12 protein-coding genes are annotated in these 14993 nt (G+C 65.4%); 6 read left to right on the top strand and 6 right to left on the bottom strand.

Features of this window, described 5'->3' with window-relative positions; all coding sequences use genetic code 11:
- Positions 1-151 precede the first annotated feature (151 nt).
- The 3 genes from C5L14_RS04140 to C5L14_RS04130 are packed head-to-tail and all read left to right on the top strand — an operon-like array spanning position 152 to position 2644.
- A complete protein-coding gene (locus C5L14_RS04140; RefSeq protein ID WP_105860793.1) occupies positions 152-373 on the top strand; it encodes a NepR family anti-sigma factor in 222 nt (73 codons plus the stop codon).
- Entirely contained in the window at positions 360-917 is a 558-nt protein-coding gene (locus tag C5L14_RS04135; protein WP_105860792.1) for a sigma-70 family RNA polymerase sigma factor, read from the top strand. The genes C5L14_RS04140 and C5L14_RS04135 overlap by 14 nt, the downstream gene beginning before the upstream one ends.
- Positions 918-949: 32 nt before the next feature.
- Positions 950-2644 carry a sensor histidine kinase gene (locus tag C5L14_RS04130; RefSeq protein WP_146126829.1) on the top strand — a complete coding sequence of 565 codons (1695 nt, stop codon included), beginning with the start codon at positions 950-952 and terminating at the stop codon, positions 2642-2644.
- A gap of 508 nt (positions 2645-3152) precedes the next feature.
- Here C5L14_RS04130 and C5L14_RS04125 read toward each other — a convergent pair.
- Positions 3153-5183, bottom strand: a complete 2031-nt coding sequence (locus C5L14_RS04125; RefSeq protein ID WP_181161022.1) for a response regulator — start codon at positions 5181-5183, stop codon at positions 3153-3155.
- 628 nt (positions 5184-5811) lie between these two features.
- Here C5L14_RS04125 and C5L14_RS04120 point away from each other — a divergent pair.
- The 3 genes from C5L14_RS04120 (at position 5812) to C5L14_RS04110 (ending at position 9089) form a co-directional block, all read left to right on the top strand.
- Positions 5812-6102: a DUF2934 domain-containing protein gene (locus tag C5L14_RS04120; protein ID WP_181161021.1), complete on the top strand. Its 291-nt coding sequence runs from the start codon at positions 5812-5814 to the stop codon at positions 6100-6102.
- 238 nt (positions 6103-6340) lie between these two features.
- Positions 6341-8062, top strand: coding sequence for an arginine--tRNA ligase (argS, locus tag C5L14_RS04115; RefSeq protein WP_105860788.1), 1722 nt, complete (start codon positions 6341-6343; stop codon positions 8060-8062).
- Positions 8063-8147: 85 nt separating this feature from the next.
- Entirely contained in the window at positions 8148-9089 is a 942-nt protein-coding gene (locus C5L14_RS04110) for a Gfo/Idh/MocA family protein (RefSeq protein WP_105860787.1), read from the top strand.
- A gap of 271 nt (positions 9090-9360) precedes the next feature.
- Here C5L14_RS04110 and C5L14_RS04105 read toward each other — a convergent pair whose 3' ends face one another.
- From C5L14_RS04105 to C5L14_RS04085, 5 genes are all read right to left on the bottom strand, one after another.
- Positions 9361-10113 carry an SDR family NAD(P)-dependent oxidoreductase gene (locus C5L14_RS04105; protein WP_105860786.1) on the bottom strand — a complete coding sequence of 251 codons (753 nt, stop codon included), beginning with the start codon at positions 10111-10113 and terminating at the stop codon, positions 9361-9363.
- Between the two features lie 64 nt (positions 10114-10177).
- Complete coding sequence (locus tag C5L14_RS04100; protein ID WP_105860785.1) at positions 10178-11182, bottom strand: substrate-binding domain-containing protein; 1005 nt, start codon at positions 11180-11182, stop codon at positions 10178-10180.
- Between the two features lie 40 nt (positions 11183-11222).
- Positions 11223-12221 (bottom strand): ABC transporter permease, encoded by a 999-nt coding sequence (locus tag C5L14_RS04095; protein WP_105860784.1) that lies wholly within the window; start codon positions 12219-12221, stop codon positions 11223-11225.
- A 244-nt stretch (positions 12222-12465) separates the two neighbouring features.
- Positions 12466-13452: an ABC transporter permease gene (locus tag C5L14_RS04090; RefSeq protein ID WP_105860783.1), complete on the bottom strand. Its 987-nt coding sequence runs from the start codon at positions 13450-13452 to the stop codon at positions 12466-12468.
- On the bottom strand, positions 13449-14990 hold the full coding sequence (locus C5L14_RS04085) for a sugar ABC transporter ATP-binding protein (RefSeq protein WP_105860782.1): 1542 nt from the start codon (positions 14988-14990) through the stop codon (positions 13449-13451). Before C5L14_RS04085 ends, C5L14_RS04090 begins: the two co-directional genes overlap by 4 nt.
- Positions 14991-14993 lie beyond the last annotated feature (3 nt).

The raw sequence follows: 14993 nt of genomic DNA, 5'->3' as shown, positions 1-14993 counted from the left end.
CAGCATTCGCGGAAAGGCCCATGGTGGACCTTATCCAGGAACTCTGCAAATGGTCGGTATCTTGCAGGTCCCTCGCGAACGTGCCCATTGCGACGCGCGGGGAAACTGCTTGGAAGCGATGGCGGTGCCAGGCCGTTTTACGGGAGTAGTAATGTCGAGGAACAAGAAGCCAGACGAGGATCTGCCCGATCAGAGCTCTCCCGGCGGCGGCAAGCTCGATCCGCAGATTCGAGACTATGTCGCTCGCTCCCTGCAGGCTCATTATGAATCAATCATCCGGGCACCCGTGCCCGACAGGTTTTTGACGCTCCTGGCCGAGCTCGAAGAGCAGGAGAAGAAGGCCGGGGAGGGCAAGGACGATGAGCGGCGATAGCTTCAAGGACGGGCTCGTCGCACATATCCCCAGCCTGCGTGCCTTCGCCGCCTCCCTGTCGGGGTCGATTACCCTGGCGGACGATCTGGTGCAGGATACGCTGCTGAAGGCCTGGGCCAATGCCGACAAATTCGAGCCAGGCACCAATATGCGGGCTTGGCTGTTCACCATCCTGCGCAACATCTACTACTCTCTCTACCGCAAACGTTCGCGTGAGGTGCAGGACAGCGACGGGGTCTATGCCGAGCGTCTGGCCGTCCATGCCGACCAGGAAGGGCATCTGGCGGTGGCCGATTTCGCGGCGGCGCTCGCCAAGCTTCCCGAGGAGCAGCGCGAGGCCCTGATCATGGTGGGTGCCTCGGGCATTTCCTATGAGGAGGCCGCCGAGATCTGCGGCGTGGCGCTCGGCACCATCAAGAGCCGCGTCAACCGGGCGAGATCGCGGCTGGCCGAGATGCTCTCGACCAGCGACGTGGATGAAACCGGGCCGGATGCCAAGATGCTGGCGGCGCTGCGGGTCGGCGGACGCGAGCCACCCTTGTGACGGCGCGCTTTCGCCATGTCTTCAATAAGATCTTGGCCTTCGATACCGTCCAGGCCAAGCTGCTGACCTTCTTTCTGATGGTTGCCATACCGGTCGGCGCCATCACCAGCATTATCGCGGTGGTGACCTATCGCGACGATGTCAAGACGATCGAGACCTCCCAGGCGCAGACGGTCGGCAATTTCGTCGTCCGCATGAACATCTGGTATGTCGGCGTGCTGCGCGGCCTGATGATCTCGGCTGCCGAGGTCACGGCGGGGGCCTCCTGCGACGCGGTCGGCAAGGCCAATGTCGGGCAGCTCGACGGCTATCAGGCATTGTTGATCCAGGGGGATGGCGGCCCGGCCTGCCTGTTTTCCGGCGTGTCCGGTCTCGACCAGGCCGCACTCGCTGCAGAACTGGAGGCGCAGGCCGGCAAGCCGGTCATTCAGCCCCGGGCCGTGTTGTCACCGGTAACCAGCCGCTACGATTCGGTGGTGCTCGCTGGCGAGCGCCGGCTCGTGGTCTATGCCCGGCGCGAGGGCAAGCCGGATGCGCCGGGCTGGCGGGCGCTGCTGGTGGTCGCCCCGCAGGCTCTCGATCGCGTTTTCAATCTCGGCGAGGGCGATCGCGATTTCGTTGCCGCCCTGATCACCCTGCATGAGGACATCGTATTTGCGCGGGGGCGGCCGGCCGTCGACAATAGCTGGCTGCCGGGCAAGGGAACCATTCCCGGCACCCGGCAGCGCTGGGTGGCCGTCAGTGACGCCGGCCAGACGCGGATCTACTACGCCATGCCGGCGGCCCCCGATCTTTATATCATCGCAAGCTTCCGCGACATCCATCTGCGGGCAGCACGCTCGCAATTCCTTTTCCTGCTGCTGGCGCCCCTCGCCGCGCTGCTGTTGCTGCTGGTCGTCTTTGCCCGGGTGATGAAGCGGCATCTGGTGCAATGGCTCAAGGGCATCGAGGCTGCGTCCCGCGCCCGTCGTCACTCCGGCTGGGGACGGGTGCCGCTCAGCGCCCAGATGCCGTCGGACATCCGCAATGTCGTGGTGGCTTTCAATGATATGGTCGAGGAGCAGGAAGCTCGCGAGCACCGGCTGCAGACGGCGCTCGCAGCCAACCATGCCCTTACCCGCGAACTTCATCACCGCGTGAAGAACAATCTCCAGGTGGTGCAGAGCTATATCGGCCTGTCCAAGAACGCCTATGCCGGCGACGCACGCATGGCCTTGAGCGAGGCCGAGTGCCGGGTTCACGTGCTGTCGGCGGCCTATCGCGGCGCCCTGTCGGAGGGCGAGATGCATCCGGTGGCGGTCGAGCCTTTCCTGCGCGACGTGACGCTGGTGATCGGCAGGCTGCTCTGCCGCCCCGGGCAGGCCATGATTTTACGCGGCCGGACCGACATGGCGCTGCCCGTGGATCGCGCCATCCCCCTCGGCCTGCTCGTGGTCGACCATGCCTCTGCCATCCTGCACGCCGGTTTGGCGCTCGCCCTCACGCTCGAGATCGCGGATCTCGATGGCGGGCGATTCGGTTTCGGCTTTTCCGCCGACAGGCCGGTCGAAGCGCCGCGGCCCTCGCGCATCCTGCTGGGCCTGGTGCAGCAGCTTGACGCGGCCGAGACGAAGGACCTCGCCGCGGGCAACCTGGGTGCCTGGGAGCTCGTCGTCGCCGGCGGGGGTGAGAAACAGGTGCAGGACCGGGGCGGTGATCCGAATGTCGGGGTGTCCGCCGGAGGCTGACACGGCGCAGTCCCGCTCCCTCGTCCATCGACGCTGCCGCAGCGGAATAACCCTTGCCAACGGTCATATAGTGCCTATGTTTTCCACGAGGGCACCGGCAGGTGATATCGCTTAGGCGATGTTCTCCCGCCGATGCTGCTCAGGCTAGGTGCCGCCCGATGGTCGATCGCTGCGGGATTGTTAGGAAATTGTAACTGAACTTTGCGCCCCCTGGCGCGTTAACAATTCAGCATGATCGGACGTTCGGCCGAGTATCAGGGGTATAGAACATGATGAACACTCTGCTTGCGGTTCTTTCGACCTTACTGGCCACGGGGCTCTGCACCCTCGCGGTTGCGTCGATGCGCCAGCCGGCCCGCGTCAAGGTGATTGCGCGGCGCAACAGGCGGCCCCTGCCCCGGGATTGAGCCCGTTTCATAGCAAGTAGGACGGAATGGGGGAGGAACCTGGGTTCCTCCCCCATTCCGTTTTCTGGTACCGCACTGCTGAAGCGCAGGCGGTGCCAGCCTCATCCGTCGATAGCCGCCCGGACGCGGCGTGACAGCTGGTCGATCGAATAGGGTTTGTAGAGTGGCCTGGTGTCGAGGCCTGGAATGTCCACCGCGCCATTGTCGTCAGGGGCATAACCGGTGGTGAACAGCACCTTGATGCCGGGGGAATGAGCCCGGGCGCGGCTCGCGAGTTCGCCGCCATTCATCCCGGGCATGACGATATCCGTGAACAGCAAGGTGATCGGCCGGCCCGCCGCGACGAAACCGAGCGCCTCGCTCGGGGAGGCAGCTTCCAGAATGGTATAGCCGAGCCCGCTCAAGGCCTCCACCGCCATGGAGCGCACCCTGTCCTCGTCCTCCACCACCAGCACGGTTTCGCCGGGATGGCCGTGGAAGGTGGCGGAAAGCCCATCCCAGAGCGGACGCTGGGCTTCGGCCGCTTCGGAGCGCGGCAAATACAGCCTGATGGTGGTGCCCTGTCCCGGTGTCGATGCGATGGTGACATGGCCGCCGGTCTGGCGCACGAAGCCGAAGACCTGGCTGAGCCCCATGCCGGTGCCCTTGCCCACGCCCTTGGTGGTGAAGAAGGGGTCGAAGGCGCGAGCGGCCACCTCTTCCGACATGCCGATGCCCGTATCCATTACCGCCACGCTGAGATAGGGGCCGGCCGCGATGCCGAATTCCTCGGCCTGGGTGCGGCCCAGCATGGTGTTGCAGGTCTCGATGGTGAGTTCGCCGCCATCGGGCATGGCGTCGCGGGCATTCACCGACATGTTGAGCAGGGCGTTTTCCAGCTGGCTCCTGTCGGTCTCCACCGCCCAGGCATCCGGCGCCAGGATGGTGGTGATGTGGATATGCTCACCGAGCGTGCGCGACAAGAGATCGGTCATGTCGGCGATCATCACATTCGGCGACACGGCTTCCACCGTCAGCGGCTGTTGGCGGGAGAAGGCGAGCAGGCGCTTGGTCAGCGCAGCGGCGCGCTCGGCGCCATCGAGAGCGCCGTCGATATAGCGCCCGACATTGGTCTGGCCGCGGTCGAGCTTGCGCTTGAGCAAAGTGAGGCCGCCGATGACCACGGCCAGCATATTGTTGAAATCATGGGCAATACCGCCGGTGAGCTGCCCGAGGGCCTCGACCTTCTGCAACTGATGCAGGCTGTTCTCAGCCGCGGCCCGGGCGGCGATGGCGGCTTGGACCCGCTGCTCCAGCGTCTCGTTGAGTTCGCGAAGCTCTGCCTCCGCTTCTGTCTGCTTGGAAATGTCGGTGTTGGTGCCGAACCAGCGCAGGATCCGGCCGGTGTCGTCCCTGACCGGAGCGACGCGGGTAAGGAAGGGGCGAAAGATGCCGTCTCTGCCGCGGAGTGGGAAGACCATCTCGAAGGCGCTGCCCTGTTCGAGCGACTCCCTCCAGCGGGCGATGACCTGGGGTAGTTTCGCGCGGTCATGCACCGAGCGCCAGCCCCACCCCTGCATTTGCTCGAATGAGGAGCCTGTATAATCATACCATCGCTGATTGTACCAATAGATGCCGCCATGCGCGGCGGCCATCCAACACAGGATCGGGATATTGTCCGCGAGGGTGCGGAAATTGGCTTCGCTTTCGCGCAGGGCCGTCTCGGCCGCGCGGATGCGCAGCAAAGCGCGGACGGAGGCGAGGAGTTCGACCGGTTCCCAAGGCTGGGCGAGGCAGGAATCGGCGCCGGCTTCCAGAGCCCGCATGCGATTGTCGCCCGAAACGAAGGACGCCGAGGTCTGCAGGACCAGGGTCTCGGGATAATCCTGCTTGATGATGCGGCATAGATCATGGCCGCTCATGTCGGGCAGCCTCTCTTCGAGAAGCACCAGCGTCGGACGTCTCTCGCGGATCAGAACGAGGCCATCGAAGCCCGTGCCTGCCTCGATCACTTCGATTTCTATCGCCCGGCCAAGGGCCTCGGTCTTGGCACGCCTTTCGTCGGCGTGGTCGTCGAGGTTGAGGACGAGATGGCGTCGAAACTCCATTGTACCCACCACGATCACTGCCCTGCCATCGGGCTGTGTTCCCATCCGCATCCGAACATGAATTCTAAGGCGTTTTGTGATCAGACGGAAGCATCAAGGATCGCAAAACGCTCCAGCCAATCGGTTGGATTGGCCTTGGAAACAAGAAACAAGGGCAAACAAGCGTCCGGTCATGAACGCGTCGGCCCTGAAAAACGTGTCCCTGGGGCGGAAGGTTCCAGCCTCGGTGCCATCGCCTGTTTCCGCACTTTGCCGGCCTCCCGTGAACGCATCCGAGATGCCCAAAATAACATGCCTAAGCGGCCGGACTCTTGTCGGTCATTCAAAGATGGTCGCACTCAAAGCGCTTTGAGATGTCGATTTTGGTTGAAATCTGTCTCTCTCACCCTATCTTAACCGGGTCGCGCATCCGCCTCCCAGAGGTGCTCCGCCGAGCGGGAAGGAAATTGATCGCAGCGGGGAACCGCCGGGATCGTGGCGGGTTGAGGCTATATGCCATAGCGCGACGTTTGCCGCGCCCGGCTCGTTCCGGGCACCCGGACGAGGGGTGTTCGAGTTCGTCCGTGGGGACCGGAAGCCGCCGGTCGCAGCAGTTCCATGTTTGACCTGACAAAGGCCATACAGACTCTAGGCCATGGGCGTTACTTGCCATAACCCAGACCGGGAGACATCGATGAGCAACGAGATAGAACAGAAGATCCGCGACAAGGCCCATGAATTGTGGGTTTTGGACGGGCAGCCGGAAGGCCGCGAATTGTTCCATTGGGACTTGGCCCGCCAGCTGGTGCTGCAGGAGAATACCGCCGAATTCACATTGGTGCCGACCCCGCCCTGCATCGAAGATCTGATCGACCCTCTGGCCGCGCCGGATAATCTGCGCGAGATCCCGGACCTCACCCATATCGGAGAAGATGTGGTGGAAGCCGAAGTACCGCTCAGGAGGGTCGCCGGCGGGCGCGGCTGAATCCAGTCGCCAAGAGCAGGGAATTTTTATCAAACGGCTGGAGCGCGAGGGCGCTCCGGCCCCGAGCCGTGACAGACTGTTCTGTGGCGATGACGACGGACTTTTCCGCCCAATCCCCAAAATTTGCCCTTCCAAGGGCTGAAATCGCGAATTCCGGCCCCGAGGCGTGCCTGAGGCTTGCCTCCGCGCGTCAAGGTGCTTACTGCGAACGCTGACCGAACTGATAGGAAGCGTCCGCATGTCTGCCTCTTTGAACCGCCTCGTCGACGAAATGTTGGCGAATGCCTTTTCAGCCTGTGGATTGCCGACCGAGACTGCCCGCGCCACCCGCTCCACGCTGCCCGAGCTCGCGGATCTGCAGTGCAATGGCGCCATGCCGCTCGCCAAAAGCCTCAAGCGCAATCCGCGCGAGCTCGCCGCCGAGGTCGCCGAAAAGCTGAAGGACCAGCCTGCCTTCAAGGAAGTTTCCGTGGCCGGCCCCGGCTTCCTCAATCTTCGCCTGTCCGATGAATTCCTGTCCGAATGCGCCGCGGCGCAGGCCGCTTCGCCCGATCTCGGTATCGTGCAGCTGCCGGCGGACACGGTGGTGCTCGACTATGGCGGCCCGAATGTCGCCAAGCCGCTGCATGTCGGCCACCTGCGAGCTCTGGTGATCGGCGAGAGCCTCAGGCGCATCAACGCCGCACAGGGCCTCAACACGGTTTCAGACATCCATCTCGGCGATTGGGGCCTGCAGATGGGCCAGCTGATCTCCGAGATCCGGCTGCGCTGGCCTGAGCTCGGCCCGGGCGAGACGCCTGACCTGACCATGGACGATCTGCAGCGCCTCTATCCCGAGGCGGCGGCGGCCTGCAAGGCCGATCCCGCCCGCATGGAACTGGCCCGTGCCGCCACCGCCGCCCTGCAGGCCGGCGATCCCGACGCCACGGCGATCTGGCAGAAGCTGCGCGACATCTCGCTGACGGCCCAGCGCCTCGACATCGATCTTCTCGACACCCATTTCGATCTGTTCCTGGGCGAAAGCGACGTGCAGCCGCTGATCCCCGGCATGATCGCCGACATGCGCGCCAAGGGTGTGGCGGTGGAAAGCGACGGCGCCCTGATCGTCGACGTCGCCACCCCCGGCGACAACAAGCCGATGCCCCCGCTCTTGCTGCAGAAGAAGGACGGCGCGGCCCTCTACGCCACCACGGACCTCGCCACCATCGTGGCCCGGGTGCGCGACCAGGATCCCAAGCGCATCGTCTATGTCGTCGACCAGCGCCAGGAGCTGCATTTCCGCCAGGTCTTCAAGGCAGCGGAGCGGGGGGATCTGGCGCCGGGCGTCGAGCTGATCCATGCCGGCTTCGGCACGGTGAACGGCGCGGACGGCAAGCCCTACAAGACGCGCGATGGCGGGGTGGCCCTGCTCAAGGATCTGATCGGCGAGGCGATCGAGAAAGCCGGCGAGCGGCTGGTCAATGACGATCTGACGCTCGACCGCATCGAACTCGCCAAGCTGGTGGGCGTTGCCGCGCTCAAATTCGCCGATCTCTCGTCCTACCGCATCTCGGGCTACATCTACGACGCGGACCGCATGGTCTCCTTCGAGGGCAAGACCGGACCCTATGTGCAATATGCCTGCGTGCGCATCGGCTCCATCTTGGCCAATGCCGAGGCCAAGGGCTATCAGGCCGGTGCCCTGCAGGTGACGGCTCCGGCCGAGCGCGCTTTGGTGCTCGAATGCGCCAGGCTGCCTGAAGTGGTCGCCTCGGCCGGACGCAACAATGCGCCGAACGAGGTCGCCGACTACGTCTTCTCGGTGGCGCAAGCCTTCAGCCGCTTCTACACCGATTGTCCGGTGCTGGCGGCCGACACGGAAGCCGAGCGAGCCTCGCGCCTGGCCCTGTGCGGTCTCGCCCGCGCCGTGCTGGCCAAGGGGCTGTGGCTGCTCGGCATCGCAGTTCCCGAGCGGATGTGATGCGCCAAGCGCGGGAGTCCCTTCCCGCGCTCGCGATTTGCTGCTACGCACGCCTCGAATTGACTGACAAATAGAGGCGGCCTTCATGAGCCAGCATTCCATCGCCATCATCGGCGTCGGCAAGATCGCGGTCGACCAGCATCTGCCTGTTATCGCCAAGAATCCCGCCTTCCGGCTGGCGGCGCTGGTGAGCCAGCGCGGCATCGAGCAGGCGGGCGTGCCGACCTTCCGCACGCCGGCCGAGCTCTATGCGGCGATGCCGGATCTCGACGCCGTGGCGATCTGCACGCCGCCCTCCGTGCGCCACCAGGTGGCGCTGGAGGCGCTGAATGCCGGCATGAACGTGCTTCTGGAAAAGCCGCCGGCGCCTACCGTCAGCGAATTGGCCGACCTCGTGCGCCAGGCCGCGGCGCGGCGCTGCGTGCTGTTCGCCACCTGGCACTCGCAATACAATGCCGGCGTGGAGGAGGCGAAGAAGCGCCTTGCCGGCGGCAAGATCGCCTCCCTCGCCATCACCTGGAAGGAAGATGTGCGGCGCTGGCATCCAGGCCAGGAATGGATCTGGCAGCCCGGCGGCTTCGGTGTGTTCGATCCCGGCATCAACGCGCTGTCGATTCTCACCGAGATCGCGCCCGAGCCCTTCTTCGTCACGGCAGCGAGCCTGACCTATCCTGCCAATCGCGATACGCCGATCGCGGCCAGACTCACCTTCGCCTCCGATGCCGGCCTGCCCGGCGCGGCGCTGACGGCGGAGTTCGACTGGCGCCAGACCGGCGACCAGACCTGGACGATCGAGATCGCCCTGGAGGACGGCACCCGGCTCACCCTGATCGACGGGGGCTCCAAGCTCGCCGTCAACGGCGACCTGACCGTGGCCGAGCCCATGGCCGAATATGAAGGCATTTATGCCCGCTTCGCCGGCCTGCTCGATCGCGGCGAGAGCGCGGTGGATGCCGCGCCCTTCCATCTGGTCGCCGACGCCATGGTGGTGGGCAAGCGCGAGACCACCGACGCCTTCGAGTGGTGATCGCTCGAGGCGCTCACGGTATGATCCGCCCACCTTCTCCTTTTAGGTGGCGCTGCCCCTCACCGTACCTCTCCCCGTAAGAACGGGGCGAGGAGGCACAGGCGTTGCGATTGATCCTCAGCCTTTTCATCTCGCCCGGCCGTTGGGCGAGATGGTGGGTTCTCGGCATGAAATGCGACGTCAAAGTCCCCTCGCCCCGTTCTTGCGGGGAGAGGTACGGTGAGGGGCAGCGCGACCGTGGGCAATTACCCCGGCACCTGCGAGCTCGATATCAATAGGTCGCCCGGCCGCCGGAGAGATCGAACACCGCGCCCGTGGTGAAGGAATTCTCCTTGGTGGCCAGCCAGCAGATCATCGCGGCCGCCTCGGCGAGTTCGAGCATGCGCCCGCGCGGGATCTTGGAGAGGATCATCTTCAGGAATTCCGGATCCTGGCTCATCGCCATCGTGGTCTTGGCCACGGCCGGTGTCACCGCATTGACGGATATGTCGTATTTGGCGAGTTCCTTGCCGAGCGACTTGGTCAGCGCCAGCACGCCGGCCTTGGTGGCCGAATAGGCCGGTGCGCCGGGATTGCCTTCCTTGCCGGCGACCGAGCTCAGATTGACGATGCGCCCGTAATTGCGGGCGATCATGTGCGGCACGACCGCGTGGCAGACATGGAAGGTGCCGACCAGCCCGACATGCACCACCTCGGCGAAGGCCGTGGGCGGGTATTCCCAGGTATTGGCATTGGGGCCGACGATCGCGGCATTGTTGATGAGGACATCGATCTGGCCGAAGCGCGCCAGGGTCTGCTTGACGCCGGCCTCCACCGAGGCGAGGTCGCCGATATCGACATTGAGGGCCTGGACCTTGCCGTCCCGGCCATATCTGGCCTCCAGGGCCTGCAGGAGGGAGGCGTCCCGGTCCCAGATCGAGACAGTGCCGCCGCCGGCCAGGATGCGTTCGGCGACCGTCAGCCCGATGCCCTGGCCACCTCCGGTGACGATGGCGGCCTGTCCTGCGAAATCGTAGCTGTTCATGGGAACGTCCGGGGAAACTGGGATGAGGGAAGGCCGGCGCGGGATGTCCCGCGCCGGATCGGAATCAGAAGTTGAACTGGTCGATATTGCCGGCGTCGAAGGTCGTCAGCTCGGCCTGGGTGTTGATGATATGATCGGCCCCGATGGTGATCTCGCCGAGGCCCGGAACCTCGAACTTGGTGCCGGGCTCGTTCTTGATGGTGCCGTTCTTCACCCCCACGGCGAAATAGGAGGTGAGCAGGCCTTCATTGTAGGGGCTCCAGAGCTGGAAGGCCTTGAGCGTGCCGTCCTTGATGAAGGGGCGCATCTGGTTGGGCGTGCCGAGCCCGGTAAGCGTGATCTGCTTGGCCTTGCCCTGGGTCTGCAGCACCTGCGCCGCGGCGGCGACGCCCACGGTGGTCGGCGAGATCACGCCCTTTAGGTTGGGGTATTTCTGGATCAGCGCTTCCATCTCGGTGGTTGATTTCTGTGGGTCGTCGTCGCCATAGGCCACGGCCACCAGCTTCATCTTGGCGTATTTGGGATTGCTGGCGAGGCTGTCCTTCATCGCCGCGATCCAGGTGTTCTGGTCGGGCGCGTCGGTGGTGGCGGAGAGGATGGCGATCTCGCCCTCGTAATTGATCTGCGAGCCCAGGAGCTCCACCTGGCTCGGCCCGGTCTTGGTGAAGTCGACCGGCAGGATGCCGGCATCGCGATGGTCGAGATTGCCGACGAGGTCGCCATTGACCGCCAGCACCAGGATGCCGCGGGAGCGGGCGCGGTCGAGCACCTGGTTGAGGGCGTCGGGGCTGTTGGGGGAGATGGCGATCACGCCGACGCCGCGCTGGGTCTGCGCGGTGATGAAGGGGATCTGCGAGGTGGCCTCGGCGGTCGCCGGGGCCTGCATGTCGAAGTCGCAGCCGACCTTGGCGCAGCCGTCCTGGAAGCCTTTCACCAGCGAATCGAAATAGGGGTTGCCGGTATTCTTGGGAATATAGACGATCGAGACCTTGTCGGCCGCCTGCGCGCCGACGGCGGCGGTCAAGGCGAGCCCGAGCGACAGCCCGAGCAGAAGCGTTTTCCTCAGCATGGTTCCCTCCTGGTGATGGTCTAAGGCCGTTGTTTGCCGGCTATCTCTGGTTGCGGGCGTAGATCGCGTTGGTCGCGATGATGGAGACGATGAGCAGGAGGCCCATCACCGTGAGCTGGTAGGTCACCGGGATGTTGGCGACCGTCATGCCGGTGGCGATGATCACCAGGAGCCAGGAGGCGATGAAGGTGCCGGCAATGGTGCCGCGGCCGCCGAAGATGTAGGTGCCGCCGAGCATGACGATCAGCACCATCTGCAGTTCGCCGCCGGTGGCCAGATCATAGCGCACCGAGGCCAGCCGCGAGGCCGCCAGCAGGCCGCAGAGCGCGCTGGTGAGGCCCATCGCCAGGAACAGGGCGAACTTGATGCGCCGGACCTTGATGCCGGCATGGCGCGCGGCAATCTCGCTGGTGCCGATCTGGTAGATCTGCCGCCCGAGGATGGTGGCGCCCAGCACGAAGGCCAGGGCCAGCGAGGCGATGACGAAGACCAGCACCGGCACGGGCACACCGAGCAGGGTGCGATAGTCGATACCGACGAACCAGGCCGGGAACTTGCCGATGGATTTGTCGCCGGCCAGTACCTGGGCGAGGCCGCGATACATGATCAGCGTGCCGATGGTCACCATCAGCGACGGCAGGCGCAGCCACAGCACCATGACGCCGTTGAAGGCACCCATGACGAGCCCGGCGGCAAGGCTCGCCGCGATCGCCCAGCCGATCGGCAGGCCGGCCTGGAACACGGTGCCGAACAGGCAGGCCGTCAGCGCCATGGTGGAGGCGGGAGACAGGTCGATCTCGCCGGCGATGATCACCAGGGTCAGCACCAAAGCGATGATCGAGAATTCGGCGTAGTAGGTGGCGCTTTCGAGGATGAAGGTCAGCGAGGCGAAGAAGGGCGAGAGCAGGCAGGCGATCACGAAGGCGGCGGCCAGCAGCACCAGGGTCATCATCTCCGGCCGCACCAGCACGACGCGCCAGAGCGGCAGGGGCTTGGCGGCGTCCTGCGGCGAGACGGCGGTGGCGGGGGTATGGCTCATGGGCGCGCCCTTTGCCGACCGAGACGCGGGTTCTTTACCCTCCCCTTGATGGGGAGGGTCGACGCGTAGCGTCGGGGTGGGGTGATTTCTTCGAAAAGACCCGCTGTTTTCATTATCGAGGTCGGCGTGTTTTCACCCCACCCCGGCCCTTCGGGCCGACCCTCCCCATCGAGGGGAGGGTAGAAAATCCGCAGCTCCAAGCTTGGGTTGGCACCTATAAGGGGAAAGTTGATGTCGATATCATTCATGCCGCATCCCTCGCCAGCAGGCCCTTGAGGCCGCCCTGCCGGACGCTGCGGTCGATCACCAGAGCGGCGAGGATCACCGCTCCATAGATCGCCTGCTGCCAGAAGCCGGAGACGCCGAGGATCGGCAGCGCCACGCTGACGGCGCCGAGCAGCAGCACGCCGAGCACGGTGCCGGCGACCGAGCCGGAGCCGCCATTGATCGAGACCCCGCCGATCACCACGGGGGCGATCACCGTGAACTCGAAGCCGACCCCGGTGATGCCGGGATTCACATAGCCGAAGCGCGAGGCATACATCACGCCCGCGAGCCCGGCGAGAGCGCCGGAGAGCACGAAGACCAGCACGGTGATCGGCGCGGCGCGGATGCCGCGCAGCGGCGCAGCCACGGGATTGGAGCCGATGGCGTAGATCTGGCGGCCGAGCCTGGAATGACCGAGGAAGAGATAGGTGGCGAGCGCCACGGCAAAGGCGATCAGGATGATCCAGGGAATGCCGAAGACAGGCGAGGTCTGGCTGAGCTCGATCAGGCCACGCGGAATATATTGCGGATCGACCTGCCGGGCATCGGAGATGAAGAAGACCAGGCCGCGATAGAGGCTGAGCGTGCCGAGCGTCACGATGATGGAGGGGAGCTTGAAGACGGTGACCACCAGCCCGTTGACCAGGCCCAGCGCGGCGCCCACGGCGATCGCGGCGCCGACGCCGACGATGACGGGCAGTTCCGGATGGTCGCGCCAGAGCATGCCGGCCACGATGGCGGAGAAGCCGAGGATCGAGCCGATCGAGAGATCGACATGGCGGGCGACCAGCACCATCATCTCGCCCATCGCCGCCACCATGATCAGGGGCACCGCGAGCAGCACGATGCGCAGCGTCTCCGTCGAGAGGAAGCGCGGCTGGATCAGGCCGACGACGACGGCGAAGAGCGCGATCATCACCACGATGCCCGCCTCGCGGCGGCGGAAGAGGCTGGCGATGTTCATGCGGCGGCCTGTCCATCCGGGGTCGACTTGCGGCGCGGAACGGCGGCGTGCATCACGCTCTCCTCGCTGGCCTGGCCGCGGGGGAGATTGGCGGTGAGTCGCCCTTCCGACATCACCAGCACGCGGTCGCTGAGCGCCAGGAGCTCCGGCAGCTCGGAGGAAATCAGCAGCACGGCGCGGCCCGAGGCGGCCAGCTCGCCGATCATTTCGTAGAACTCGGCCTTGACCCCGATGTCGATGCCGCGCGTCGGCTCGTCGAGGATGAGGATCTGGGGATCGGTGAGGAGCCAGCGGGCCAGGATGGCCTTCTGCTGGTTGCCGCCGGAGAGCTCGCCGATGGGCTGGCGCGGGCTGGCGAGGCGGATGCGCAATTTGCGCACCTGTTCTCGGGCGATCGAGCGCTCGAGCGCGCGACGGATCACGCCGCCGGGAGCGACCTTCCCAGGCACGGCTGCCGTGATGTTCTGCTCGACGGGCAGGCTGCGGAAGATGCCGGCGACGGCGCGGTCCTCCGGCACGAAGGCGAGGCCTTGGGCCACCGCATCCGCGGGTTCGCGGATGGTGATGGCCCGCCCGCCTATCTCGATGCTGCCGCTGGCGGCGGGAACCACGCCGAACAGAGCGCGGGCGACATCGGTGCGGCCGGCGCCGACCAGTCCGCCGAGGCCGACGATCTCGCCCCTGCGCACCTCGAAGCTGATGTCCTCGAACTTGCCGGGCAGGCTCAGACCCCGCACCGCCAACGCGACCGGGCCGATCTGCGATTTGTGCTGGGGAATATAGTTCTTCACCTCCCGTCCGATCATCAGGCGGATGATGTCGTTATCGGAGAGTCTGGCGGTTTCCTCGGTGGCGATCCTGCTGCCGTCCCGGAAGATGGTGACGCGGTCGCACAGCGCCCGCACCTCCTCGAGCCGGTGGCTGATGAAGATGATGGTGCGGCCCTCCTGGCGGAGCTGGCGGGCGATGCCGAACAGGGTTTCGACTTCCCTCGGCGTCAGCGGGGCCGTCGGCTCGTCCATGATGATCAGGCGGCTGTCGCTGGCCAGCGCCCGGGCGATCTCGACCATCTGCTGGTCGGCGATGGAGAGGCCGCGCATGGGCTTGCCGACATCGATGGCGATGCCGAGGCGGGCCATCAGGCTGTCAGCCTCGCGGCGGAGTTCGCCCCAGCGCACCCGCCCGAGCGCCGGGCCTTCATGGCGGCCGAGCACGAGGTTTTCGGCGACGGAGAGATCGGGAAAGGAGATCGGTTCCTGGTGGATCAGGGTGATGCCGAGCTTCTGGGCGATCAGCGGCGTCGCCACCTCGACAGTTGTGCCGTTGAGGGCGAGCGAGCCACGGCTGGGCCGGTGCACGCCGGCAATGATCTTGGCGAAGGTCGATTTGCCGGCCCCGTTCTCGCCGAGCAGAGCGTGGATCTCGCCGGCATGCAGATCGAGATCGACGTCGCGCAATACTTCCACGCCGGCAAACTGCTTGGAGATGCCGCGGGCAGAGATGAGGACCGGCCGCGCCGATGCGGGCACGCCGTCCATGCT

It is taken from the genome of Labrys okinawensis, from assembly GCF_002982075.1.
Lineage (GTDB): Bacteria > Pseudomonadota > Alphaproteobacteria > Rhizobiales > Labraceae > Labrys > Labrys okinawensis_A.
The sequence above is the reverse complement of the archived record's forward strand: the minus strand, read 5'-3'. Positions and strand labels throughout refer to the sequence as shown.